Source organism: Nocardiopsis sinuspersici, assembly GCF_001998325.1.
Classification (GTDB): Bacteria; Actinomycetota; Actinomycetes; order Streptosporangiales; family Streptosporangiaceae; genus Nocardiopsis; species Nocardiopsis sinuspersici.
Genome location: NZ_MCOK01000001.1, coordinates 1,732,293 through 1,754,968, shown reverse-complemented (window position 1 = coordinate 1,754,968; position 22,676 = coordinate 1,732,293). Strand labels below are relative to the sequence as shown.

Sequence of the window (22,676 nt, the reverse complement as noted above, 5' to 3'; positions counted from 1 at the left end):
GTGCCGGGCCGCGGGGAGGCTCTCCCGGGTTCGGCCCCGGCCACCGTCGCGCGACCTCGTGGGCCGGGATCCGCACGAGGAGGTCGGCGGTTCCCACGGCGACTTTGCAGGTGAACAGGCCCGCGGCGAGGGCCAGGAGGAACTGGAGGAGCGTTACGGGGCTGAACCGGGGGACGAGTTCGCGGGCAGGCTCCGCCAGGTGTAACGGCTCCGGAAAGACGGGGCCGGGGTGAGAAGAGCCAGAGCCTCGATCTGCGCGTGCGCCTTTCCGTTCATCCGCCGGGCGGTCCCGGCGAGGATACAGCGGGGGAGCGGCAGCGCGCGAGGGCACGTGACCGGAACCGGGGAGGGGATTTGCCCGGAACCTCCCGGGCGGCTCACCGACGGGTTCGGACCGGGCAGTCCCGTACTCGGGAACCGGGGGCGTGGCCGCCGCCCGAGGTCCTCTCCTCCCCGGCCCGGTGGCGGAACGTGGAAGCCGCCGTCCTTGCCCCGGGAGGCGTCAGGGCCCGGCCGCCGTACCGCTCTCGCTTCCCGCCAGGAGGGCGTCCGTCTCCTTCGCGGTGGGACAGGTGGCCGGGCCCTGGCGGGTGACGGCCAGGGCGCAGGCCGCGTTGGCCCGGCGGGCGGCCTCCAGCGGGGCCAGGCCGTCGGCCACGGCCGCGGTGAACACGCCCACGTGCGCGTCGCCCGCCCCGTTGGTGTCCACGGCGCGCACGGGAAACCCGGGAACCCGTCGGGGTACTCCCCCGGGTTCGGCCACCACGCAGCCCTTCGAGGAGTCGCGCACGACCACCACACCGCCGGGGCGGACCCGGCGGACGAGGAGTGCGGCGGCCTCCCCGGGGTCGGTGCGCCCGGTCATGGTCGCGGCCTCGCCGGCGCTGAGGCTGAGCAGGTCCACACGGGCCAGGACCCGGTCCAGGACCTGCTCGGGAAGGTCGCCCACGACCGGTGCGGGGTCCAGGACCAGACGCACCTCCTCCGGGAGGTCGCCGATCCAGGTGAGGAGGTCCTCGGCGGGCGGTCCGGGGAGCAGGGAGTAGCCCACGGTGTAGACGAAGTCCCCCGGCCCGGGCCGTAGTGTGCGCAGTTCGGCCAGGGACAGGTCCATCTCGGCGCCCAGACGGGTGACGAAGGTCCGTTCGGCGTCGCCCTCGACCAGGGCCACGCAGAAACCGGTGTCCGCGTCGGGGGCGGGGGCGTGTGCCACCGGTACCCCCTCGGAGCACAGCGCCGCACGGGCCAGGTCCCCGTTCGGCCCGCTTCCGTGCGCTCCCGCGTAGACCACCTCCATGCCGGCGCGCGCCGCGGCGGCGATGACGTTGAAACCGCCTCCGGCCAGGGTGTGCGCGGAGGAGGCGAACACCCCCTCGCCGGACCGGGGAAGGGCGTCGACCGCCATCACGACGTCGATGATCACCGGTCCCACGTGGAGGAGGCGTCCTGCCATGGAGGGGGTTCCTTTCGCCTGTGCCGACCGTGCGATTATCCCGTGTCCGCCGGGGGCGGACGCCACCGGGTGGGACGGGGCCGGAGGGGCCGGGCACACGGGTCCGACGCCGGGAAGGAGACCCCGCACGTGTCACCCGGGGCGTTCGACGCCCGGTTCCGGGTCACGGCGGGCGCGGCCGTCCCGCGTCGGGACCGCGGGAGCGCACGTGTACTGGAACAGCGCGGGCCGACCAGGGGCCAGCGCCTCATACAGTGGAAATCCACCCCGGGCGGAGGAAACCCCCGACCGCCCGTGACCGAACACAAGCCCCGCTCAGGCGGGACGCCCCGGAGGGAAGCTCCTTGTACCTGGCCCGCATCAAACTCGACCCCAAGCGCAGCGCCGGCATGGACCAGTGGGCGGTCATGGGGCGGGCCGTACGCAGAGCGGTCGACCCCGACCCCGGGTCCGACGCCCGTGTGCTGTGGGCGCGCACCTCGCCGAACACGCTGGTGGTCAGCTCCGACACCGCCCCCGCCTGGGGCAAGGTCCCCGGTGCGGTCTCCGCCGCGATCCACCCGATGCCGCGGTACGCCGAGGGCGAGACCGTCCGGTGGGAACTCATCACCGCGCCCACCGCGCAGCGCGCGGCGGAGCCCACCGACGAGGAGCCGCAGCCGCGCCCGCGCGGCAAGCGGGTCCCTCTCGCGGAGGAGGAGTTCGAGGACTGGCTGGACGGCAAGTTCGCGGGTGCGCTGAGCGTCACCTCGGTGAGGTGGAAGCACCTGGGCGGCAGGCCCGCCCGGTACCACTTCACCGGGGAGGCCGTGGTGCAGGACAGCGAGGTGCTCCAGGAACTGTGCCTGAACGGTATCGGCGCGGGCACTGCCACGGGAGCCGGGCTGCTCCTCGCCAGCCCGCTGGCCCCGCAGTAGCCGGTCGCGCCCGTCCGCGGGAACAGAGGGTGGGGCCTCGACCGCGGTCACCGCCGTGACAGCGGTCTGGCAGTCGCATGGCAGACCGTCCTGGCAGCGTCTCCCGTACGTCGACACGGAAAGCGGGAGACCACCCGAATGCAGCAGATCGCCAACCACGAACAGCACCGGATCCGGAACGGCGCGGACGGCCGCCACTGGGCCGAGCACCACCAGCGGTACGACACCATGGCCGCCGGCTTCACCGAACCCCTCCTCGGCGCCGCCGCGATCGCCCACGCCCACCGCGTGCTCGACATCGGCTGCGGCACCGGTCAGACGACCCGGTCGGCCGCCCGGCGGGCGTACCGCGGACACGCCGTCGGCATCGACCTCTCCGCGCCGATGCTCGAACGCGCACGCCGTACCGCGGCCGCCGAGGGCGTCGGCAACGCGGAGTTCGAGCCGGGCGACGCCCAGGTCCATCCCTTTCCGTCCGGTGGCTTCGACGCGGTGATCAGCCGGGCCGGGGTGATGTTCTTCGCCGACCCCGTCGCAGCGTTCGCCAACATCGGACGCGCCCTCCGTCCCGGAGGCCGGCTCGCCTTCGTCTGCCACCGGGACCCGGGTGAAGAGGTGCAGGCGGTCTTCGCGGCGCTGGCCGAGTACCTGCCGGCACCGGATCCGAACGACTCGGCACCGGGAACAGCCGACTTCGCCGATCCCGACCACATCCGTACGGTGCTCGGCCAGGCCGGCTTCGACGAGGCGGCCGCCATCCCCACGGAGATCCTGAGCGTCATCGGCACGGACGCGGCCGATGCCGCGGACTTCCTCCTCGCCGGACAGTTGCGCGACGCCGTACACGGCATGGACCGATCCGCCCTGGAAAAGGCACGGCGAGCGGTCACCGCCGCACTCCGCGACTGCGAGAGCGGTGGCGCCGTCCGGATTCCCGCACGCGGATGGCTGGTCACGGCGAGGGCCGGCCTCTGACCCGCACCCGCTCTCGACCGCCCGTCGACGAGGCGGCCCGGGCCCCGCCGCGATGGGCGCCGCCCGGGCCGCTGTCCACCCCAGGCCCCGGGATCCCTCACACCTCGGTCTCCGTGCGGTCTCCGGACCAGTCCGTGTGGAACGTGCCGTCGCGGTCCACCCTCTTGTAGGTGTGCGCGCCGAAGAAGTCGCGCTGTGCCTGCACCAGCGCCGCGGGCAGCCGCCGCGCCCGCACGCCGTCGTAGTAGGCGAGCGACGACGAGAACGCCGGCACGGGCACGCCGCTGCCCGCCGCGCCCGCGACGACGCGGCGCCACGACGCCAGCCCTCCCGCAACCGCCTCGGTGAAGTAGGGGTCGGCGAGCAGCAGCGGCAGCCCGGCGTCACGCTCGTACGCCTCGGTGATCCGGTCCAGGAACCGGGCGCGGATGATGCAGCCGCCCCGCCAGATGCGGGCCATGGCGCCGCGGTCGATGCCCCAGCCGTTCTCCGCCGACGCCGCGGCGATCTGGTCGAAGCCCTGCGAGTACGCCACGACCTTGGACGCGTACAGCGCCAGGCGCACGTCCTCGACGAACGCCTCCCGGTCCTTGACCTCCCATTCCCGGGTGTGCGCGGGCAGGCCGGCCCCGGCCGTGCGCTGGGGCACCGAGCCGGACAGCGCGCGGGCGAACGTGGCCTCCGCGATGCCGGTGATCGGCACGCCCAGGTCCAGTCCGTTCTTGACGGTCCAGCGGCCGGTGCCCTTCTGCTCGGCCTGGTCCAGCACGACGTCGACGAACGCCTGGCCGGTCGCGGCGTCGACGTGCCGCAGCACGTCGGCGGTGGTCTCGATGAGGAAGGACTCCAGGTCCCCGCGGTTCCACTCGGCGAAGATCTCGCCGATCTCCGCGGCGGAGGCGCCCAGGCCCCGCCGCAGCAGGTCGTACGCCTCGGCGATGAGCTGCATGTCGGCGTACTCGATGCCGTTGTGCACCATCTTGACGAAGTGTCCCGCGCCGCCGGGCCCCACGTACGTGCAGCACGGGACGCCGTCGACCTTCGCGGAGATCTCCTCCAGGAGCGGTCCCAGGGACTCGTACGACTCGCGGGTGCCGCCCGGCATGATCGACGGCCCGTTGAGCGCGCCCTCCTCACCGCCGGACACGCCGGTTCCGACGAAGTGCAGGCCGTGGTCACGCAGCGCCCTCTCCCGGCGGATCGTGTCCGAAAAGTGCGCGTTCCCGGCGTCGACGACGATGTCGCCGTCCTCCAGGAGCGGGACCAGCTCGTCGATCACGGCGTCGGTGGCGGCGCCGGCCTTGACCATGACCACGACCTTGCGGGGGCGCTCCAGCGACGCGACGAAGTCCGCCATCGACTCCGAGAGGACGAAGTCGCCCTCGCCGCCGTGCTCCGCCACCAGCGACCGGGCCCGGTCGAAGGAGCGGTTGTGCACCGCGACCGTGTACCCGTGCCGCGCGAAGTTCCGTGCGAGGTTGCGGCCCATGACCGCCAGACCGGTGACCCCGATCTGCGCTCGTGCTGACATTGCGTGCTCCTCAGGAGTCGGTCGTCGGGACGGACGGCGACGCGACGGTCGCTCGCCCATCCGCTACCCCGTGGCTCCGCTGCTCATCCGGCCGTGGAACAGGTCGGACCCGGGGAGCGGGTCGGCGGACAGCGGCGCTCAGGCGGCTGGGCGCCGGCCGGACGGACACCGACGCGGACCGGCCCCGCTCCTGAAGCCCGACGGACCTGGACCCGTGCGGCCTCGGCAGGCGGCGGGCTGGTCGGCGACGGTCCGGTGCCGACGGTGGGCTGTTTCCGCGGGGATGGCACCGGCCCGGACAGGCCATCCGCGAGCGGCATGGTGGGCCGTGTACATGTCTCGGCCCCGAACGACGACGCCGGAGATGTCTCCATTCACAGCATCCACGGCATTCGAGAAGTGCGCTGGCTATTTACCGTTACGTGTCATTTTGTACCGATTTATGCCACACCATTCGATCGGCGGTGCCGTCCGAGACCGTGTGATGCCGTCTGGTGCCGTTTCAGCACGGAAACGCGAATCACGAACGGAGCACACATCGGCGTCCGGTGACATCCGACGGCACCTCGCCAGGTTTTTCGGCGTGGGCGGAGTTGCGCTCCGCACACCGAGCTGACGTGCGTATACGGTCTGAGGCGAAGAACCGGACTCGGCGGTGAGGGGCTCTCAGCGGCGGGCGATTCGGGAAGACGGGCGAACCTCGTGATCACCCGAGAACAGGCTCCGGGTCCAGGCCGAATCGGCGCGGTTCCCGGTGCCCCGCTCCTTGGCAATACATGGAGATGGAACTCGCTGAGAATACTCGGTGCGTCGCGTCAGTCGTCACCGGCTGGTGGTCGGCTGTTGGTCGACAACTGGGTCCTTGTTCAGCCGTATCGAGAAAGGTTGCTTTCCGCCGGTCCCCTGGCCGGTTCTGCTCCCCTCCCCCGTATATCGGAGGCAACCGCATGCCAACGACACATTCACGACATGCGCGAACGCGGCGTGCCCTTCGGGAACACCGCTACTTTCGTACCGCGCTGACGGTCTCGGCGGCCGCCGTCATCGCCGGCTCCCTGACCACGGTGCCCGCCCCGGCAGCGGCGTCGCCGTCCGAGAGCCGGGATGACACCTCCTACCGCGGCGAGGTCGAAGTCGTCCGCACACCGACGGGCGCCGACGACGATTCGGTGCTGACCGGCAGGGTGTTCGTCGACGCCGACCGGAACAGCGCCAGCGACGACGACGAGGCCGGCCTGGCCGGCGTCATGGTCACCAACGGCCGCGACGTGGTGCGGACCGACGGTGAGGGCCGTTACCGGCTGCCCGCGTTCGACAACATGACGGTGTCGATCACGCAGCCGTCGGGCTACCAGGTGCCGATGGACGAGCACAACATCCCGCAGTTCCACTACAACCACCTGCCCGAGGGGTCCCCGGAGCTGCGCTACGGCGGCATCGCGCCGACCGGCCCGCTGCCGTCCGCGGTCAACTTCCCGGTCGTGGAGAGCGAGGGGACCGCCGCCGCCGAGCAGAGCTGCGTCATCGCCGGAGACCTGCAGACCTACGACAGGCAGGAGATCGAGTACGCGCGCGCCGGCGCCATCAAGGACCTGTCCGACCGCCACGACTACGCCGGCTGCGGCGCGCTGTTCGTCGGTGACATCGTCGGCGACGACCTGTCGCTCTACCCCGACGTCAAGGACCTGGTCAGCGAGATCAACGGCCCGGTCCGCTTCCTGCCGGGCAACCACGACCTGGACTTCGACGCCCCGAGCGCCGAGCACTCCTTCGACACCTTCCGCGCGCAGCTGGCGCCGGAGTACTACTCCTTCGACGTCGGTGACGTGCACGTCATCACGCTGAACACCGTCGACTACCCCTGCACCGCGGCCGACGACAGCCCCGAAGGCATCGCCGAGCACTGCGCCGACCCGGAGGGCGACCCGTCCTACAACGGCCGCATCGACGACGACCAGCTCACGTGGCTCCAGCGCGACCTGGACAACGTCGACCGTGACAAGCTCATCGTCCTCGCCAGCCACATCAGCCTGCTCAACTACGCCGACGAGGGTTCACCTGTGCACCAGGTCGACCAGGTCAGCCGCGTGCACGAGCTGCTGGAGGGCCGCAGAGCCGTGGCGCTGTCCGGCCACAGCCACAGCATCGAGAACCTCAAGACCGGCGACGACGTCGAAGGCTGGCGCGACATCTTCGGTGTCGAGGGCCTGCCGTTCCCGCACATCACCGCGGGCGCGATCTCGGGTGACTGGTACTCCGGCGCGATCGGCGAGGAGGGCTACCCGGCGGCGATCGGCCGCGACGGCGGCCGTCCCGGCGTGGTGACGCTGGACATCGAGGGCAACGAGTTCCGGGAGCGCTACACCGTCACCGGTGAGTCCGACGACGTGCAGACGCAGTTGGGCATCAACAGCCCGACCTACCGGGAGTGGTTCGAAGAGCGCCGGGAGTGGAACGCCGACCCCGTCGGTGAGGCTCCCGAACTGGAGGAGCCCCTGGTGGTCGACCGCGCCGACCTGATCCACGGCAGCTGGCTGACGACCAACTTCTTCTTCGGCTCCACCGGATCGACGGTCGAGGTCAGCATCGACGGCGGGCCGGCCGAGGAGGCCACGCGCACCCAGCAGATGGGGGGTGAGGCCGTCAACGTCGGCGCCGAGTACTCCGATCCGTACGCGGTCTCGCAGCAGTTGGTCCACGGCGGCAGCATCGCCGAGCGGACGATGCACCTGTGGCGGTTCGACCTGCCCAGAAACCTCCGCACCGGTCAGCACACCGCGGAGGTGACCGCGACCGACTCCTACGGCCGCGAGTTCACCGACGTCCTCGAGTTCGAGATCGTGGGACGACGGTAGTCGGACTCCCACGCCCGGAGGGCCGTCACCCGCACGGGTGGCGGCCCTCCGTCGTGGGTGCGCGGCGGCCGCGGCGACCGCTTCCACGGCCGGGCAGGGTGGCGCGGGCAGAGCTCAGGCACGTCATCGGGAGTCCGAGGACGCGTTCCCCGTCCTCGGAGCCGCTCCACCGAACGGTTTCAGGCGCTCAGCCGGCGCAGGTGCGACAGCGTGGCCTCGGTCACGGGGTGCTCCACGTCGAGTTCGTTCAGGTAGGCCGTCACCGCCTCCATCTCGTGCACGCGCCGCCCGGCATGCCGCCGGGTGCCCTCCACGAGCCGGTCCACCAGGTCCCGGCCGTTCTCGCCCAGTTCGGCGGCGATCTGGTCGCGGATCTCGTCCGCGGCTCCGGCGGCGCTCGCGGCGTCGAGCGATTCGATGATGAGCGCCGCCAAGCCCTTCATGAACACACTGCGCAGCAGCTTCCTGGCCGCGGCGTCACCGGCTTCGGTGGAGACCGTGCGGACGGGTGTGCCCAGGGGCGAGAGTGCCTCGGCGAAGGCCCCGGCTCCGCTCCCGGCCGCGAGCAGCGGCGTGCGGCTGCCTGCACGCGGGACGGGTGCCATGACCGCGACGTCGGCGAAGGGGACTCCGGAGTCGGCCGCCAGCCTGCCGATCGCCCTCTTCTCACCGGGAGAGAGGGTGTTCAGGTCCGCGTAGACGGCCGATGCGGGCACCAGGGGAAGGATCCTGGCGGCGGCCTCTTCCGCGGCGGAGGGACCGACGAGGCTGATGACGACCTCCGCGCCGGCGAACGCATCGTCCAGTACCGGACTCTGCACGATGGGCGTGTCGGACAACGAGACGAAGGGGTCGTGGCCCTGGACCCGGGCGCCGGCCCGCGCCAGTCCTTCGCCGATGAGCCGGCCAGCCTCGCCCAAGCCGACCATTGTGATGACGGTCATCGCGCCCTCCGTAGCGAGTACCACCCTGATGTGAACAACATTGTTTACAATAATGCACACCAAGATGAGCGAAAGGAAGACCATGACCCAGGAGGCAGTGCGCCAGGGTGCCAACCGTGGCGTCAGCGACGCCGAGCGTGTGACGTCGCGGATTCGACAGGCCATCGTCGCCGGTGAGTTCGCGCCCCGGCAGCGGCTCGTGGAGACGGACCTCATCGAGATGTTCGACGCCAGCCGGGGTGCGGTGCGCGCGGCCCTGGCGACGCTCTCGGTGGAGGGCCTGGTGGAGAGGGTCCGCAACCGCGGCGCCCGGGTGCGCGCGGTGGACCTGGACGAGGCGCTGGAGATCGTGGAGGTGCGCGCGGCCCTGGAGTCGCTGTGCGCGGCACGCGCGGCCGAGCGCATCGATGAGAGCGGCGTGGCGAGACTGCGCGCCGTCGGCGAGGTGATGCGGCAAGCCGTGGAGGCGGGCGACGGCGAGGCCTACGCGCAGGCCAACCGTGATCTGCACCAGGAGGTGATGGACATCAGCGGCGCCAAAGTGGCGCCCGACGTCGTCAAGCGCCTGCGCGCCCAGAACGTCAGGTACCGCATCCGGCTGGCCATGCAGCCGAACCGCCCGACCACGTCGTTGCCCGAGCACCTGGAGATCGTGGAGGCGGTCTGCGCGAAGGATCCGGAACGTGCTGCGGAGGCCATGCGGGCGCACCTGAACAGTGTGTACGAGGCCACGCGGGACTACTTCGCCCGGCGGGGGTGAGCGGCCGGCGCCGACCTCCCGCCGACGGTCGGCGCGGAGGCGAAGCGTCGCACCGCACATGGATGTGACCTGGGTATTGACTGTCGTCACCAAGATCGTTAACAATGTTGCTCATCAGTTTGTTAGCAAAGGGGCGGCATGTTGAAACACCAGGTACCCAGCGCACACGCCCGCGAGCTCGTCCGGGGCGCCTACGACATCCACGTCCACATCGCCCCCGATGTGATGAAGCGCAGGGTGAGTGACCTCGAACTCGCCCCGCGCTTCCAACAGCACGGTATGGCGGGCTTCGTGCTCAAGTCCCACTACACGTCCACGGCCGAACGCGCCGAGGTGGTCCGCAGCGTCCATCCGGACGTCGACGTACTCGGCGCCATCACGCTCAACGCCTCCGTGGGCGGGCTCAACCCCGTCGCGGTCGAGATCGCCGCACGCGGCGGCGCCCGGTTCGTCTGGCTGCCGACCGTGGACAGCGACAACCAGCGCAGTTGCCTGGAGGAGACCCCCGAGGGCGCCACGCCGCCCATGTGGGCCCGGATCCAGGAGGATCTGCGGGAGGCGGGGATCGTCAGCCCCGCCGTCGACGTGCTCGGCGAGGACGGGGAGGTCACGGCCGTGGCCCGCCAGGTCCTCGACGTCATCGCCAAGCACGACATGACCCTGGCCACCGGGCACCTGCACGGAGACGAGTCCGCGAAGGTGATCGCGCTCGCCCGCGAACGCGGCGTCCGACGCGTCGTCGTCACCCATCCCGAGTTCACCTCACAGCGCATTCCCGCGGAGCGCCAGAAGGCGCTCGCCGACCACGGCGCCTACCTCGAACGCTGTCTGACCACCCCGCTGACCGGCAAGGTGTCCTGGCAGGTGTGGCTGGACAACATCCGGTCGGCGGGCCCCGAGTCCTCCGTCATCAGCTCCGACCTGGGGCAGCCCTTCAACCCGCCGGTGGAGGACGGCCTCGCGCTGGCCGCCGACGTCCTCCTCGACAACGGCTTCACCGACCAGGAGGTGCGCTTGATGGTGGTGCACAACTCACGCTGGCTCGCGGGCGCGGAACCGCTCCCCGAGGCGCCACAGGCCCACCACGCGGCACAGGCGGTCAACTCATGAGCACCGTCCTGGAAGTCGAACACCTCACCAAGGAGTTCCAGCGCGACGACGTCGCCACGGTGGCCCTGCGCGACTTCAGCCTCAGCATCGAGGAGGGCACCCTCGTCACCATCCTGGGCCGGTCCGGCTGCGGCAAGTCCACCATGCTGAACCTGCTCTCCGGGCTCTCCAAGCCAACCTCGGGGCGGGTGCTGCACCGGGGCAGCCCGCACAGCGGCCCCACCCCCGACATCGGCTACCTCACCCAGACCGACACGCTCATGCCGTGGCGGAGCGTGCAGCGCAACGTCGAGATGCCCATGGAGATCGCCGGCACCGGCAAGGCCGAGCGCGAGGCGAAGGCGCGTGAGCTCATCGCCACGGTCGGCCTGGCCGATTTCGCCGACAGCTACCCGCGCGAGCTCTCCGGCGGCATGCGTCGCCGCGCCAGCCTGGCCCGCATGCTGGCCAACGGCGCCGAGACCATTCTGATGGACGAACCCTTCGGCGCCCTGGACGCCCAGCTCCGCTCCGAGCTCCAGCGTGAGCTGGCGCGCCTGTGGAGCGCGACCGGGCACACCATCGTCTTCGTCACCCACGACATCGAGGAGGCCCTGCTCCTCGGCGACCGCGTCGTCGTCCTGGGCCCGCTGGGCACCGTCCTGCTGGACCAGGAGATCGACCTCGACCGACCGCGCGACCCCGACGAGGCCAAGGTGGACCCGCGGTTCGTGGAACTGCACGCCACGCTGGCCTCCGCGCTGAAGAAGGGAGCGCGGCCATGACCACCGGATCGGTTTCCGACACCCACGCGCACAACGGCCTGAGCACGAGCGGACCCGTCAAGGAGACCCGCCGACGCAGCTGGTGGCACCGCAACCGCCGCACCACCCTCGTCTGGGGGCTGCGGGCGGGCGTGGTGCTGGTCTTCCTCCTGCTCTGGCAGCTCGCCGGCAGGGTGGCCGTCAACCCCATGTTCGTCTCCAGCCCGGTCAGCGTGTGGGAGCAGCTGCGCGACTGGATACTGGACGGCACCCTGAGCACACACACCTGGATCACCATCCAGGAAGTGGTGCTCGGCTATGTCATCGGCGCCGTCACCGGCGCACTCGCCGGCTTCGTGCTCGCCTCGGTCCGCCTCACCTACGACGTGTTCGAGCCGATGATGATGGCGCTGTACTCGATCCCGAAGGTGGCGCTCGCCCCGCTGTTCATCGTGTGGTTCGGCATCGGCATCGACATGAAGGTCATCCTGGCGGCCGTGAGCGTGTTCTTCCTGGTGTTCCTCAACACCGCCGCCGGCGTCCGCGACGTCGACCGCGGCCTCATCGACGCCGTCCGGCTGATGGGCGGCTCGAACAAGGACATCACGCTCAAGGTGGTGCTGCCCGCCTCCATGTCCGGCCTCATCACCGGCCTGAAGGTGTCCATCCCCTACGCGCTCATCGGCGCGGTGATCGGTGAACTCGTCGCCTCCAACCGCGGCCTGGGCTACCTCATCAACGACTCCGCCGCGCAGTTCAACACCGCGGGTGTGTTCGCCGCGGTCGTGGTGCTGACCGCACTGGCGATGGTCCTCAACACCCTGGTGGGCGCTCTGGCCTCCCGGGCCAACCGCTGGAAGCCGCTCGACGCCGAGTAGGGCCCCGAGCGGACACCGTGCGGTTCATCCCCCAAGGCCGTGGACACTCCACGGCCGCTCACCACCCAACCGAAAGTCACGCCATGAAACTCAGCACGCACCTCAGAACGGCGGCCGCGATCGCGGCGACCGCGGGCCTCCTCGCCGCCACCGGCTGCGCCGGTGACGCGGCCGAGTCCGAGCCGGGCGTCCTCAACGTGGGACAGATCAGCGACTCCGTCGCGTTCTTCCCGCTCTACGTCGCCGAGCAGGAGGGCTACTTCGCCGACGAGGGCGTCGAGCTCGGCGAGCGCCCCCGCCTCGGTACCGGCGCCAAGCTCGCGGCGGCCCTCACCTCCGGTTCCATCGATGTCGGCGCGGGGGTCCTCACCGATGCGTTCAACCTGGCGGAGAGCAATCCGGAAACGCAGGTCACCGGCTCACTCGTCACCGACTACTACGTGGACATCGTGACGGCCTCGGACTTCGACGGTCCGGCCGCGGACGCTCCCCTGGAGGAGAGGGTCCGCGCCCTGGAGGGCAAGAACATCGGTATCACCGGCCCGGGATCGGGCACCGAGGCGCTGATCGTCTACCTGTTCGAGCAGGTGGGCCTGGACGCCAAGACCGACGCCACGCTGGTGAACCTGGGCGCCGTCCCGTCGTCGGCCATCGGCGCCCTGTCCGAGGGGCAGGTGGACGCCCTCGCCTTCTTCCAGCCGACCGGTCAGATGGCCGAGGCGGAGGGAGTCGGCGACATCTACGTCTCCCCGCAGCGCGGCGACATCCCCGACCTGACCGACCCGCTGCACGGCGCGCTGTTCAGCACCTCCGGGGTGATCGAGCAGAAGGGCGAGGAGATCGAGGCCTTCAACCGGGCCGTCGACCGGGCACTGGAGTTCATCCAGACCGACCCGGAGGCCAGCGCGGAGCTGCTCTCGACCTACCTCGACGGCACCGACCCCGAGGCGGTGGAGGCCCTCAACGAGATCCTCCCCCAGGAGTTCGCCACCTCGTCCCAGGTGTCGGAGAGCGCCTTCGACACGGCGGTGGACTTCCACCTGGAGTCCCAGCTGATCGACGAGGCCCCCGACTACGACTCCCTCGTCTGGTCCCAGGTCCAGGAATAGCACTTCACGGGGCAGGACCCACCGCCTGGCGCCGCCACGGCGGCGCCGGGCCCGCTCCGGCCACCACCGCCCCTCCGCGGAGCACGCCGGGCTCCGCGGGCGACCGCACGAGGACGAGGATGACACGTTCGAAGACACCGCCGGCCGAGGAACGACGTGCGGACGGCCACGCGCAGACGGCCCCCGCGGCAACCGCCCCGGCCGCCTCACGCCAGGCCCACGTGCCGCAACGGGTGCACGCCCCGCGCCCGGGGACGCGGGTCCGCGGGCACCAGCTCGCGATCCCCTCGGTTCTGATGCGCGGCGGCACCTCCCGCGGACCGTTCTTCGCCCGCGCGGACCTGCCCGCCGACGACGAGGCCCTCGCCCGGGTGCTCCGGGCCGCGCTCGGCTCCCCCCACCCGTTGCAGGTCGACGGCCTGGGCGGCGGGCATCCGCTCACCTCCAAGGCCGGCATCGTCGGCCCCAGCACGGAGCCCGGCGTCGATCTGGACTTCCGCTTCGCCCAACTACAGCCCCACGACGACTCCGTGGACATGAACGCCAACTGCGGCAACCTGCTGGCCGCGGTCGTGCCCTTCGCCGTCGAGACCGGGATGATCGTGCCCGTCGCGGACACCACCACCGTGCGGGTGCGCACCCTCAACACGGGAGCGGTCGCGCAGATCTCGGTGAGCACACCCCACGACGGCGGTGTGCGAAGCGTCGAGTACGACGGGGACACCCGCATCGACGGCGCCCCCGGCACCTCCTCGCCGGTGACGATCGGTTTCCTCGACACCGCCGGATCCGTCGCCGGCTCCCTGCTGCCGACGGGGAACCCCCGTGACACGGTCGAGGTTCCCGGCACGGGTCCGGTCGAGGTCACCTGCGTCGACAACGGCCAGCCCCTCGTCATCGTCGCCGCCTCCGCGCTCGGCGCCACCGGGCGGGAGAGCCCCGACGAGCTCACCGCGAACTCCGCGCTGCGCGACCGGGTCGAGGCGCTGCGGCTGGCCGGCGGCAGGCTCATGGGACTCGGTGACGTCGCGGACCGCAACTACCCGAAGATGACGCTGGTCTCGCCTCCGCTGCACGGGGGCACCGTGGCGACGCGCAGCTTCATCCCCCGCGTCGTCCACGAGTCGATCGGAGTGCTGGCCGCCGTCACCGCCGCCACCGCCTGCGTGCTCCCGGGAACGGTCGCGCACGAGCTGGCGGAGCCACCGACCGGGCACGGGGCCGAAACCACCCTCTCCATCGAACACCCGAGCGGGGCCTTCGAGGTGCGGCTCGACCGGGAGCCCGGCGATCCCGCCCGCATCACCGGGTCCGCGCTCGTACGCACCGCACGAGCGCTCATGGCCGGAGACCTCTATGTCCCCCTGGGCGTCTGGAACCCACCAATGAAGGAAACGAACCGATGATCATCGACTGCCACGGGCACTTCACCACCGCGCCCGACGCTCTCGGCCAGTGGCGCCAGGCCCAGATCGCCGCGCTCGACGGCGGACCCGAGCCCGGCGAGCTGCACATCGGCGACGACGAGCTGCGCGAGGCGATCGAGGGCAACCAGCTCTCCCTCATGGACCAGCGCGGGATCGACCTGACCGTGTTCTCGCCCCGGGCCTCCTTCATGGCCCACCACATCGGTGACGAGGCCACCTCCGCCCGGTGGGCCAGGATCTGCAACGACCTCATCGCCCGCGTGGCCGAACTCTTCCCGGAGCGCTTCGCGCCCGCCGCCATGCTCCCGCAGTCCCCGGGCGCCGACCCGGCCGGCTGCCTGCCCGAACTGCGGCGCGCCGTGGAGGAACTCGGTGCGGTCGCGGTCAACCTCAACCCGGACCCCTCCGGCGGGCTGTGGGACTCGCCCCCGATCACCGACCGCTCGTGGTACCCCGTCTACGAGGCGATGTGCGAGTACGACATCCCTGCGATGGTGCACGTCTCCACCAGCGTCAACCCCGCCTTCCACACGACCGGGTCCCACTACCTCAACGCCGACACCGCGGCTTTCATGCAGTTGGTCCAGGGCGACCTCTTCGCCGACTTCCCCGACCTTCGGCTCGTCATCCCCCACGGAGGCGGGGCCGCGCCCTACCACTGGGGGCGCTTCCGCGGACTGGCGATGGCCCTCGGCAGGCCCGAGCTGGAGAAGCACGTGCTCGGCAACGTGTTCTTCGACACCTGCGTGTACCACCAGCCGGGCATCGACCTGCTGCTCGACGTCGTCCCGCACGAGAACGTCCTCTTCGCCTCGGAGATGATCGGCGCCGTCCGCGACATCGACCCGCGCACGGGACACCACTTCGACGACACGGGCCGCTACATCCGGCGCGCGGACCTGCCCGACACCGCACGCGAGGCCATCTGGGAGGGCAACGCCCGCCGGGTGTACCCGCGACTCGACGCCCGACTGAAGAGACAGGGCCGATGAGGGCCGGTCCGAACCCGCCCACCCACGCACGAGGAGAGTCATGACCGAGCTCGGAGTCGTCCACCGTTCCATCGAGCGCGCCGCACCGGAGGCCGTCGAGGAGCTGTCCCGCTTCGGCGTCGCCACCGTGCACGAGGCGCAGGGGCGCACAGGCCTGCTGCGGCCCTACATCCGGCCGGTGTACCCGCAGGCCAGCCTGTGCGGGACCGCGGTCACCGTGCTGCTCCAGCCCGGTGACAACTGGATGCTGCACGTGGTCGCCGAACAGGTCCGCCCGGGCGACGTCGTCGTGGCCGGGTGCACGACGGAGTCCGAGGACGGGTTCTTCGGCGAGCTCCTGGCGACCTCCTTCCGGGCCCGGGGCGCCGTGGGCCTGATCATCGACGGCGGCTGCCGGGACGCCGCCGAGCTCAGCGAGATGGACTTCCCCGTCTTCAGCCGTGCGATCAACGCCAAGGGCACCGTGAAGGCGACACTGGGCTCGGTCAACGTGCCCGTCACCGTGGCCAACGCCCTGGTCCACCCGGGCGACGTGGTCGTCGCCGACGCCGACGGCGTCGTCGTGGTGCCCCGCGCCTCCGCCCCGGAGGTGGCCGAGGCCGCTCGGCGCCGCGAGGAGAACGAGGAGTCCAAGCGCGCACGGTTCCAGAACGGCGAGCTGGGCCTGGACATCTACGGAATGCGCGAGAAGCTGTCGTCGGCCGGCCTGCGCTACCTCGACTGACCCGACCGGTCGGCCGACGCCTCTCACCGGGAGGCACGGAGCGGCGGCATCCACCGCCCGGTGGATGCCGCCCACGGACCGGTACGGCCGCGCCTGGCACGGGAGTGCCCCGTGCCTGCTGCGACGGAAGGCCGGGGGGCGTACCGGGACCGCCTCCCGCAATCCGTGTCCTGGGCTTCGCCCCGTGCTCCGGGACGGTCTCGCCCGGCGGGGTCGGTGGGCCTTTCGCCAAGGTGGCTACGGGAGTCGACGTCGCCGCCCGGCTAGTATCGAACGCGTGCCCCGTCACAAGAGCAGGCCCTCCTTGCCCCCACTCGCTCTCGCAGCAGCCCTGACCCTGCTGTGGCATGCCGTGCTCTTCGCGGCCGCCGAACTCGTCCCCTCGCAGGACGCCCCCCATCTGGGCGCCACTCTGATCACCCTCTGCACCCTGCCGGTGCCGGTGCTCGCGGCTCTGGCCATGGGCGGGTGGCGCCACACCGGGTTCGCACCGATCCGCACGGGCGTCCCCGGTTTCGGGGTCACGGTGCCCCTGTTCCTGGTCGGCGCCGTCTATGCCGTTCCCGGCATCGAAGGCGACGGGCGGACGCTCGTGTACCTCGCGTTGTTCTGCCTGGTCGTCGGCGTCACCGAGGAGAGCCTGTCCCGAGGCGTCGTACAGCACGTGCTCGCCCGGATGGGACGGCTGCCCGCGGCGGTCTGGGTGGGTGTGCTCTTCGGGCTCGGTCACGCCCTGTCGGGTGCCTGGTTCGGCCGCGACCTCGGCGACACACTGTTCCAGGTGCTGAGCACCGCCGCGTTCGGCTTCGGCTACGCCGCCGTGCGGTTCCATCTGGCCACGATCTGGCCGCTGGTGGCGGCGCACGCGCTCTACAACTTCGTGCAGTACGCCAGCCCCGGCGCCGCTCCCTGGCCGGTGCAGCTGGGTGTGGCCGCGGGTTTCGTCTGCTACGGGCTGTGGCTCCTGCGCCGCCTCGATCACCGGTCGATTCCCGACGAGGAGGCACCCGCTCCCGCCGGGGCGCGGTGATGGTGCACCGCCGCGTGTGCGCCGTCCGGTACCGGGCCTCTCGTGCCGGACGCGACGGAGGCCCCGGTGTGGTGTCGGGACCGCCCTCTGTCACCGGGCTGAGTGGTGGGTGCGGCGGCTCATGACCGGTTCGGCACGGAGGCTAGGCCTCACCACCGAGAGCCTCGGCGATGGCAGCGGGCCCTGCGTCATGGCGGGAGCAGGTCGGGGCACCCCTCTACGGCGTGGCCGCCGACACGTGCGTTCCACGTCCTCGGCTTCATCATGGGCGGCAGGCCGATCCCCTGGTCCGTGCGATCTCCAGGACCGCCCGGCTCCAAGGCATGGGAGTTCGTCTCACTCGACGAGTCCGCGGTACTGAAGCGGTCGGAGCGCTAGTCGGCGAGGATCTCCTCGATCGCCTCTATGTACTGATCCGTCGCCGGGGTCGTGTACACGGCCGCACGCTCTGTCTCCATCACGTTGTAGGACGCCGTCCTCGGGCAGGTCTTGTCCCTGGCGACCACTTCGAGCGGTTCACCCACCGGCTCGCCGGTCCGGGCCTCATAGATCCGGATTTCCACATCCGTGAGGTGCAACGGTATGTCCGCTCCGTCGAGCGATCTGTGGAAACCGTATTCACAGGTGCCGACCTGTTCTCCCTCGTCGACGCGCTCGGCGCACGCGACGAGCTGTACCCCGTCCGCGTCCGGGTCGTACACCCTGTCCGGTTCAAGGCCAAAGCTCAGGTCCACCCGGCTGAAGAACCTGGGGTCGTGATCCTTCATGTCCTCGAACACGAGGATTGGTCGCACACCTGATCCTGTGTAGGCCGGTGCACCGGGAATCGGGCGGCCTTCGCACAACGTTTCGTAGTCACGCTGGTGCGTGGCGACCTCGTGTCCGGGCCTTGTACTCACGTGGTCGTATGCGATGACCAACACGGTCAGGAAGCCGCCGAGCACCAAAAGCGTGACCGACCACGTCAACGCCGGTGTGGGCGGCCTTGAGTCGTCGCCCGGTTCCTGCGGCGTGTTCTGTCCGCTCACGCATCCACTTCCAGAGTCCATTCGTGCTCGCCCGGAAGGTCCCGAAGGCCGGCTGGGGGGAATTATGGGGCCACGGGCGTGCGCACGCGCCGCCGGCATTCCCGGGCGACTACCGGATTTCGATAATCACGGTTCCCCAGAACAACTACCAAGCCCTGTGACGCTCGGCAACCCCGTGGGGTACGCCGATGACCGGAATTCAGGTTTCCCCCGGCCCTTTCTTGTCCCCGAACAGGACGAACTCCAAGTAACGGCGCTCCCTCTCGACCGCGGGGCCTCCGGCCTCCCCGCCGTGGACGGGGGTGTCCACGGGGAGACCGGACGCCCTCGGAGTGAGGCTGCGGTGCTCAGGCGGGGAGGGAGGCGACCTGGTCGGACAGAGGGATCCCCAGCTTGTCGCGGGCACGGACGTACCCGTACTCCGCGCTCGACTCCCAGTGGATCCACGCCGAGAACCTCGGGATGATCGTCCCGGTCAGCCGCAGAACCCGGGTCGCGAGCTCCGTCTCGCCCGCGAAGTAGAGCGCGGCGCCGAACTCGTGCGCGGTCTCCTGCCTGCCGGGGTGGTCGTCGTCCCCTGACAACCACAGGTCCGCGGCGTCGGTGATCTCCGCTCGTACCCCTGGGTCGGTGAGGTACTCCCGGCGCAGGGACTTGAAGTCGCCGACGGTCACCACGTCGTCCTCCCGCTCCCGCTGGAGCATGATGAACCGCTCCACATGCGCCCGCGGCACCAGGTCCAGCAACGGGTCGCCCCGGTGGGCGTAGGCGGCGACTTCCCGGGCGAAGGCGAACATCTCCTCGTGGGAGCCCTTCCATTTCCGGCACAGGACCTGGAGCCGGGAATGGTGGCTCACGTAGTGCCACGGATCGCGCTCGATGATCCGCTCCCACAGGAAGTCGAGGTCCTTGCGAGGCATCCCCGCTCCCATGCCGAACCACTGCAGGTGGTTCAACGCGTCCGGCCGGTCCGGGGCCGCGTTGGTCGCGTGGACCAGATGCTCGTAGGCCGCGGGGAGCATGGACTGGAACTTCTCGAAGCGCTCCCTGCCCACGTCCTTGGCCCATGCCCCGGTCCGGACCTCCCACGCGGCGATGATCCGCGCCGCCCCGGCCAGGAGGGCGAGATCGGGGTCGTCGTTCTCCTTCAGGCCGTCCTCGAGCTTGTCCAGGAAGGGAACGCACTCTGTCGCCAGGACGTCGACGCGCAGGGCGCGCAGGTTCGGGTCCAGGGTCTTGAGCAGCATGACCGCTGTGTCCGTGTCGCCCGAGCGGACGGCCGGGAGTTTCGACGCCAGGTCCTGGTCCTGCCACGCGCGTCCCGCGGTGACACCCGCCTTTCTGACCACGCGTTGTTCGTGCATATCGATGAGTTTGCTGAGCACCATGGTGTGTTTCTAGCGGGGCCAGGGTGCATTATGGGCATTTTCCGGGCATCAACCACGAAACGGTTTCCTCGGCGGGTCCATGAATACGACGGGCGCACGAGGTCACCACCGGACCACGCCACCGGGGGGTCACCCGCCTGCCGATCCTGCGCCGACCTGACCGAGCGGTGACCACGCCTGTGGACGAAGCCTTCCAGGGCGGGGCGTGGCACCGTTTTCGCTGGTGGTACACCGCCGCACCAGCGCTCCTTCGCACACAGGCGGCGCCGGGCCGGGCTCACCACGAGGCGGCGGGCCCGACCCGCGCAGGGCTCACCTGGAGGAATCGGAGATCTTCCCGTAGCCGAGTGCACCCCAGAAGTCGCCGCGCACGTAGCGCTGCTCGGGCTCAGGATCGAAGTCCCAACGGCGCACCCGCCCGTTCTGCAGCGCCTCGGCGACGAGACGGCGGCTCGCCTGGCTCGCGAGCACATCGGATTCCAGGCCGGGGACGTCGTACCGCGCCTCGAGCGCTGCACGCATCTCCCGAGCGACCTCCTCGTACTCGGGCTCCGCGGCGCGGTTTCGCAGCTCGTCCGGGTCGGCCGAGAGATCGAAGAGCTGCTCCGGGTCGCCGGGGCACAGCACGTACTTCAGGTTCCCCCGCACCATCGTCAGCTGGGGCCGCAACGTGCCCTCCGCGAGATACTCGATCACGATGTCGCGGTCCTCAGGGGCCGCCGCGCCCGCGCGCTCGCGACGTGCGGTCTCGAGCAGCGACCGCCCGTCCTGGTCACCCGCCCCGGGAGCCCCGGAGAGCTCCAGCAGGGTGGGCATCAGATCGAGCAGGCAGACCGTGTTGGCGAAGCGGCCCTTCGGCACCAGGTGTTCGGGGCCGTGCACGATCATCGGTACCCGCGAGGACTGCTCGTACGGTGACATCTTGTACCAGAGGCCCTTCTCCCCCAGCATGTCACCGTGGTCGCTCGTGACGATGATGACGGTGTCGTCGGCGAGACCGAGCTCCTCGACGCGCTCGCGGATGCGGCCGATGTGGTCATCGATGTAGCTCACCGCGGCGTAGTACGCACGGCGGGCCCTGCGTACCTCGTCGATGCCGGGCTCCCGTTCGTCGAACCCGCTCATCGACCGCAGGCGGTGGCTGTGCGGATCCTGCTCAGGATCAGGAACCCCAGGATGGGCCGGATCAGGGATCTCTTCGTCGGCGAACCGGTCCCAGTGCTCGCGCGGCGGCTCATACGGATCATGCGGGTGAATGAACGAGGTGACCACCAGGAAGGGCAGGTTCTCCCCCGCAGCCTGGTTGGCGCGGGCCCTGTCGTTGAGGTGGCGAAGGGTTCGGAACCCGACCTCGTCGTCGAAGTCCTGCTGCACCGTGGCCTTCGAGACACCGGCGGTGAACACGGCATCGGCGTCGTGGTACCACTGGAGCCGGTCCTTCAGCGGGCGGTTCCAGTCGGGCACCATGTCGAGGTCGGCCGGGTAGACGTCTGTGGTCAGTCTCTCCTCGAAGCCGTGCTGCTGGTCCGGTCCGATGAAGTGCATCCTCCCGATCAGAGCCGTGTGGTACCCGCTCGCCCTCAGCCGGTGGGCGAAGGTCGGTTCGGAGGCCGGGAAGTCGTCCCCGTTGTCGTAGCAGCCGATCGCCGAGGGCATGCGGCCGGTCATCATCGACGCACGCGAAGGCGCGCACAACGGAGTGTTACAGTACGCGCGATCGAACACCGCCCCCTCATCGGCGAGAGCGTCGATGTTCGGGGTCTTCGCCGCCTGATCCCCGTAGGCACCGAGAGCCTGGGCTGCCATCTGGTCGGCCTGGACGACGATGATGTTCGGTCGGTTCTGAGACATGACTGTTCCTTTCCGTGAGACGGAACAAGGGGGGCGAATGAGCTGCTGCGGTCCCGCACGCGAGACGGCCGACCGGCGGCTGGAGGGCTCGGAAGGCGCCGACGGGAGGATGCTGGAACGCCTCGCCGCCGCCGCGAAGGACGAGCTGCGGATGATCGGCCTCGCGGGAGGCGCGTTCCTCATGGGCAGCACGGACCGGTTCGCCTATCCGGAAGACGGAGAGGGACCTGTTCGGCGGGAGCGGGTGGGACCGTTCGCCATCGCGCCGACGACCGTGACGGTGGCCGAGTTCGCCGCCTTCGTGCTCGACACCGGATACCGCACCGACGCCGAGAAGCTGGGCGATTCCCTCGTGTTCCGGGGGCTGCTGCCCGAGAGGCTGCGCGACGGTGCCCCGGTGGTCGCACAGACGCCGTGGTGGCGTCAGGTCGAGGGGGCCTGCTGGCACCGGCCCGAAGGCCCCGGATCCTCGGCGGAGTCCCGCAGCGGGCACCCGGTCACCCACGTGTCGCAGCGGGACGCCACGGCCTATGCCGAGTGGGTCGGTGCCCGGCTTCCGTCGGAGGCCGAGTGGGAGTTCGCGTCGCGCGGCGGGCTCGAACAACAGCCTTTCCCCTGGGGCGCCGTACGGGAACCCGACGGGGTGCCCCGCATGAACACGTTCTCCGGTGACTTCCCGGACGGCCCGACCGGCCCGGTCGGCACCGTGCCCGCCGCGTCGTTCGAACCCAACGCCTACGGTCTGCACAACACCACGGGCAACGTCTGGGAGTGGACCAGCGGCGTCTTCGGCCGAACCGATGGACGGCCTGTGCTGCGGGGCGGTTCCTACATGTGCCACGCGTCGTACTGCCGTCGGTACCGCACCTCCGCGCGCACCGCGGTGACCGCGGACACGACCCTTGGCCACACGGGTTTTCGTCTGGCCCTCGACGCCGGCTGAGACAGCGGGGGCGGGGAC

The 22,676-nt window shown here is 70.7% G+C and carries 19 protein-coding genes; 13 read left to right on the top strand and 6 right to left on the bottom strand.

Features of this window, described 5'->3' with window-relative positions:
• Positions 1-502 precede the first annotated feature (502 nt).
• Positions 503-1,453 carry a PfkB family carbohydrate kinase gene (locus NOSIN_RS07355; RefSeq protein ID WP_077690014.1) on the bottom strand — a complete coding sequence of 317 codons (951 nt, stop codon included), beginning with the start codon at positions 1,451-1,453 and terminating at the stop codon, positions 503-505.
• Positions 1,454-1,797: 344 nt separating this feature from the next.
• On the opposite strand from NOSIN_RS07355, the gene NOSIN_RS07350 reads away from it, so the two are divergent.
• Positions 1,798-2,370 carry a type I-E CRISPR-associated protein Cas6/Cse3/CasE gene (locus tag NOSIN_RS07350; RefSeq protein WP_077690013.1) on the top strand — a complete coding sequence of 191 codons (573 nt, stop codon included), beginning with the start codon at positions 1,798-1,800 and terminating at the stop codon, positions 2,368-2,370.
• Between the two features lie 138 nt (positions 2,371-2,508).
• Positions 2,509-3,345, top strand: coding sequence for a class I SAM-dependent methyltransferase (locus tag NOSIN_RS07345; RefSeq protein WP_077690012.1), 837 nt, complete (start codon positions 2,509-2,511; stop codon positions 3,343-3,345).
• Between the two features lie 97 nt (positions 3,346-3,442).
• Here the strand turns inward: NOSIN_RS07345 and gndA are convergent, their stop codons facing one another.
• On the bottom strand, positions 3,443-4,876 hold the full coding sequence (gene gndA / locus NOSIN_RS07340) for an NADP-dependent phosphogluconate dehydrogenase (protein WP_077690011.1): 1,434 nt from the start codon (positions 4,874-4,876) through the stop codon (positions 3,443-3,445).
• Between the two features lie 947 nt (positions 4,877-5,823).
• On the opposite strand from gndA, the gene NOSIN_RS07335 reads away from it, so the two are divergent.
• Entirely contained in the window at positions 5,824-7,731 is a 1,908-nt protein-coding gene (locus tag NOSIN_RS07335; RefSeq protein WP_077690010.1) for a calcineurin-like phosphoesterase C-terminal domain-containing protein, read from the top strand.
• Between the two features lie 179 nt (positions 7,732-7,910).
• Here NOSIN_RS07335 and NOSIN_RS07330 read toward each other — a convergent pair whose 3' ends face one another.
• On the bottom strand, positions 7,911-8,675 hold the full coding sequence (locus tag NOSIN_RS07330) for a DUF1932 domain-containing protein (RefSeq protein ID WP_170293662.1): 765 nt from the start codon (positions 8,673-8,675) through the stop codon (positions 7,911-7,913).
• 82 nt (positions 8,676-8,757) lie between these two features.
• On the opposite strand from NOSIN_RS07330, the gene NOSIN_RS07325 reads away from it, so the two are divergent.
• The 9 genes from NOSIN_RS07325 to NOSIN_RS07285 all read left to right on the top strand — a co-directional run bounded on the left by NOSIN_RS07325 (position 8,758) and on the right by NOSIN_RS07285 (position 17,448).
• The gene (locus tag NOSIN_RS07325) at positions 8,758-9,435 is read left to right on the top strand and encodes a GntR family transcriptional regulator (RefSeq protein ID WP_077690008.1); all 678 of its coding nucleotides are present in this window, start codon (positions 8,758-8,760) and stop codon (positions 9,433-9,435) included.
• Positions 9,436-9,573: 138 nt separating this feature from the next.
• Positions 9,574-10,545 carry a DUF6282 family protein gene (locus tag NOSIN_RS07320; protein ID WP_077690007.1) on the top strand — a complete coding sequence of 324 codons (972 nt, stop codon included), beginning with the start codon at positions 9,574-9,576 and terminating at the stop codon, positions 10,543-10,545.
• A complete protein-coding gene (locus NOSIN_RS07315) occupies positions 10,542-11,309 on the top strand; it encodes an ABC transporter ATP-binding protein (protein WP_077690006.1) in 768 nt (255 codons plus the stop codon). Before NOSIN_RS07320 ends, NOSIN_RS07315 begins: the two co-directional genes overlap by 4 nt.
• Entirely contained in the window at positions 11,306-12,166 is an 861-nt protein-coding gene (locus NOSIN_RS07310) for an ABC transporter permease (protein ID WP_077690005.1), read from the top strand. The genes NOSIN_RS07315 and NOSIN_RS07310 overlap by 4 nt, the downstream gene beginning before the upstream one ends.
• An 83-nt stretch (positions 12,167-12,249) precedes the next feature.
• The gene (locus NOSIN_RS07305; RefSeq protein WP_077690004.1) at positions 12,250-13,275 is read left to right on the top strand and encodes an ABC transporter substrate-binding protein; all 1,026 of its coding nucleotides are present in this window, start codon (positions 12,250-12,252) and stop codon (positions 13,273-13,275) included.
• 119 nt (positions 13,276-13,394) lie between these two features.
• Positions 13,395-14,681: a 4-oxalomesaconate tautomerase gene (locus tag NOSIN_RS07300; RefSeq protein WP_077690003.1), complete on the top strand. Its 1,287-nt coding sequence runs from the start codon at positions 13,395-13,397 to the stop codon at positions 14,679-14,681.
• Positions 14,678-15,694: an amidohydrolase family protein gene (locus tag NOSIN_RS07295; RefSeq protein ID WP_077690002.1), complete on the top strand. Its 1,017-nt coding sequence runs from the start codon at positions 14,678-14,680 to the stop codon at positions 15,692-15,694. Before NOSIN_RS07300 ends, NOSIN_RS07295 begins: the two co-directional genes overlap by 4 nt.
• 40 nt (positions 15,695-15,734) lie before the next feature.
• A complete protein-coding gene (gene ligK, locus NOSIN_RS07290; protein ID WP_077690001.1) occupies positions 15,735-16,418 on the top strand; it encodes a 4-carboxy-4-hydroxy-2-oxoadipate aldolase/oxaloacetate decarboxylase in 684 nt (227 codons plus the stop codon).
• Between the two features lie 304 nt (positions 16,419-16,722).
• Positions 16,723-17,448, top strand: coding sequence for a CPBP family intramembrane glutamic endopeptidase (locus NOSIN_RS07285; RefSeq protein WP_170293663.1), 726 nt, complete (start codon positions 16,723-16,725; stop codon positions 17,446-17,448).
• A 374-nt stretch (positions 17,449-17,822) separates the two neighbouring features.
• On the opposite strand, the gene NOSIN_RS07280 is transcribed toward NOSIN_RS07285, so the two are convergent.
• The 3 genes from NOSIN_RS07280 to betC all read right to left on the bottom strand — a co-directional run bounded on the left by NOSIN_RS07280 (position 17,823) and on the right by betC (position 21,715).
• Positions 17,823-18,476, bottom strand: coding sequence for a hypothetical protein (locus NOSIN_RS07280; protein ID WP_143832878.1), 654 nt, complete (start codon positions 18,474-18,476; stop codon positions 17,823-17,825).
• A gap of 347 nt (positions 18,477-18,823) precedes the next feature.
• A complete protein-coding gene (locus NOSIN_RS07275) occupies positions 18,824-19,864 on the bottom strand; it encodes a hypothetical protein (RefSeq protein ID WP_077689998.1) in 1,041 nt (346 codons plus the stop codon).
• 312 nt (positions 19,865-20,176) lie between these two features.
• Positions 20,177-21,715 carry a choline-sulfatase gene (gene betC, locus NOSIN_RS07270; RefSeq protein WP_077689997.1) on the bottom strand — a complete coding sequence of 513 codons (1,539 nt, stop codon included), beginning with the start codon at positions 21,713-21,715 and terminating at the stop codon, positions 20,177-20,179.
• A gap of 37 nt (positions 21,716-21,752) precedes the next feature.
• Here betC and NOSIN_RS07265 point away from each other — a divergent pair, with 37 nt between their 5' ends.
• Positions 21,753-22,658 carry a formylglycine-generating enzyme family protein gene (locus tag NOSIN_RS07265; RefSeq protein WP_227014443.1) on the top strand — a complete coding sequence of 302 codons (906 nt, stop codon included), beginning with the start codon at positions 21,753-21,755 and terminating at the stop codon, positions 22,656-22,658.
• Positions 22,659-22,676: the final 18 nt, after the last annotated feature.

What these genes read in the sequence shown, in the direction of transcription:
- NOSIN_RS07355 (WP_077690014.1), bottom strand. Translation starts at nt 1,453, where the DNA reads ATGGCAGGACGCCTCCTCCACGTGGGACCGGTGATCATCGACGTCGTG.
- NOSIN_RS07345 (WP_077690012.1), top strand. Translation starts at nt 2,509, where the DNA reads ATGCAGCAGATCGCCAACCACGAACAGCACCGGATCCGGAACGGCGCG.
- gndA (WP_077690011.1), bottom strand. Translation starts at nt 4,876, where the DNA reads ATGTCAGCACGAGCGCAGATCGGGGTCACCGGTCTGGCGGTCATGGGC.
- NOSIN_RS07335 (WP_077690010.1), top strand. Translation starts at nt 5,824, where the DNA reads ATGCCAACGACACATTCACGACATGCGCGAACGCGGCGTGCCCTTCGG.
- NOSIN_RS07330 (WP_170293662.1), bottom strand. Translation starts at nt 8,675, where the DNA reads ATGACCGTCATCACAATGGTCGGCTTGGGCGAGGCTGGCCGGCTCATC.
- NOSIN_RS07325 (WP_077690008.1), top strand. Translation starts at nt 8,758, where the DNA reads ATGACCCAGGAGGCAGTGCGCCAGGGTGCCAACCGTGGCGTCAGCGAC.
- NOSIN_RS07320 (WP_077690007.1), top strand. Translation starts at nt 9,574, where the DNA reads ATGTTGAAACACCAGGTACCCAGCGCACACGCCCGCGAGCTCGTCCGG.
- NOSIN_RS07315 (WP_077690006.1), top strand. Translation starts at nt 10,542, where the DNA reads ATGAGCACCGTCCTGGAAGTCGAACACCTCACCAAGGAGTTCCAGCGC.
- NOSIN_RS07310 (WP_077690005.1), top strand. Translation starts at nt 11,306, where the DNA reads ATGACCACCGGATCGGTTTCCGACACCCACGCGCACAACGGCCTGAGC.
- NOSIN_RS07305 (WP_077690004.1), top strand. Translation starts at nt 12,250, where the DNA reads ATGAAACTCAGCACGCACCTCAGAACGGCGGCCGCGATCGCGGCGACC.
- NOSIN_RS07300 (WP_077690003.1), top strand. Translation starts at nt 13,395, where the DNA reads ATGACACGTTCGAAGACACCGCCGGCCGAGGAACGACGTGCGGACGGC.
- NOSIN_RS07295 (WP_077690002.1), top strand. Translation starts at nt 14,678, where the DNA reads ATGATCATCGACTGCCACGGGCACTTCACCACCGCGCCCGACGCTCTC.
- ligK (WP_077690001.1), top strand. Translation starts at nt 15,735, where the DNA reads ATGACCGAGCTCGGAGTCGTCCACCGTTCCATCGAGCGCGCCGCACCG.
- NOSIN_RS07275 (WP_077689998.1), bottom strand. Translation starts at nt 19,864, where the DNA reads ATGGTGCTCAGCAAACTCATCGATATGCACGAACAACGCGTGGTCAGA.
- betC (WP_077689997.1), bottom strand. Translation starts at nt 21,715, where the DNA reads ATGTCTCAGAACCGACCGAACATCATCGTCGTCCAGGCCGACCAGATG.
- NOSIN_RS07265 (WP_227014443.1), top strand. Translation starts at nt 21,753, where the DNA reads ATGAGCTGCTGCGGTCCCGCACGCGAGACGGCCGACCGGCGGCTGGAG.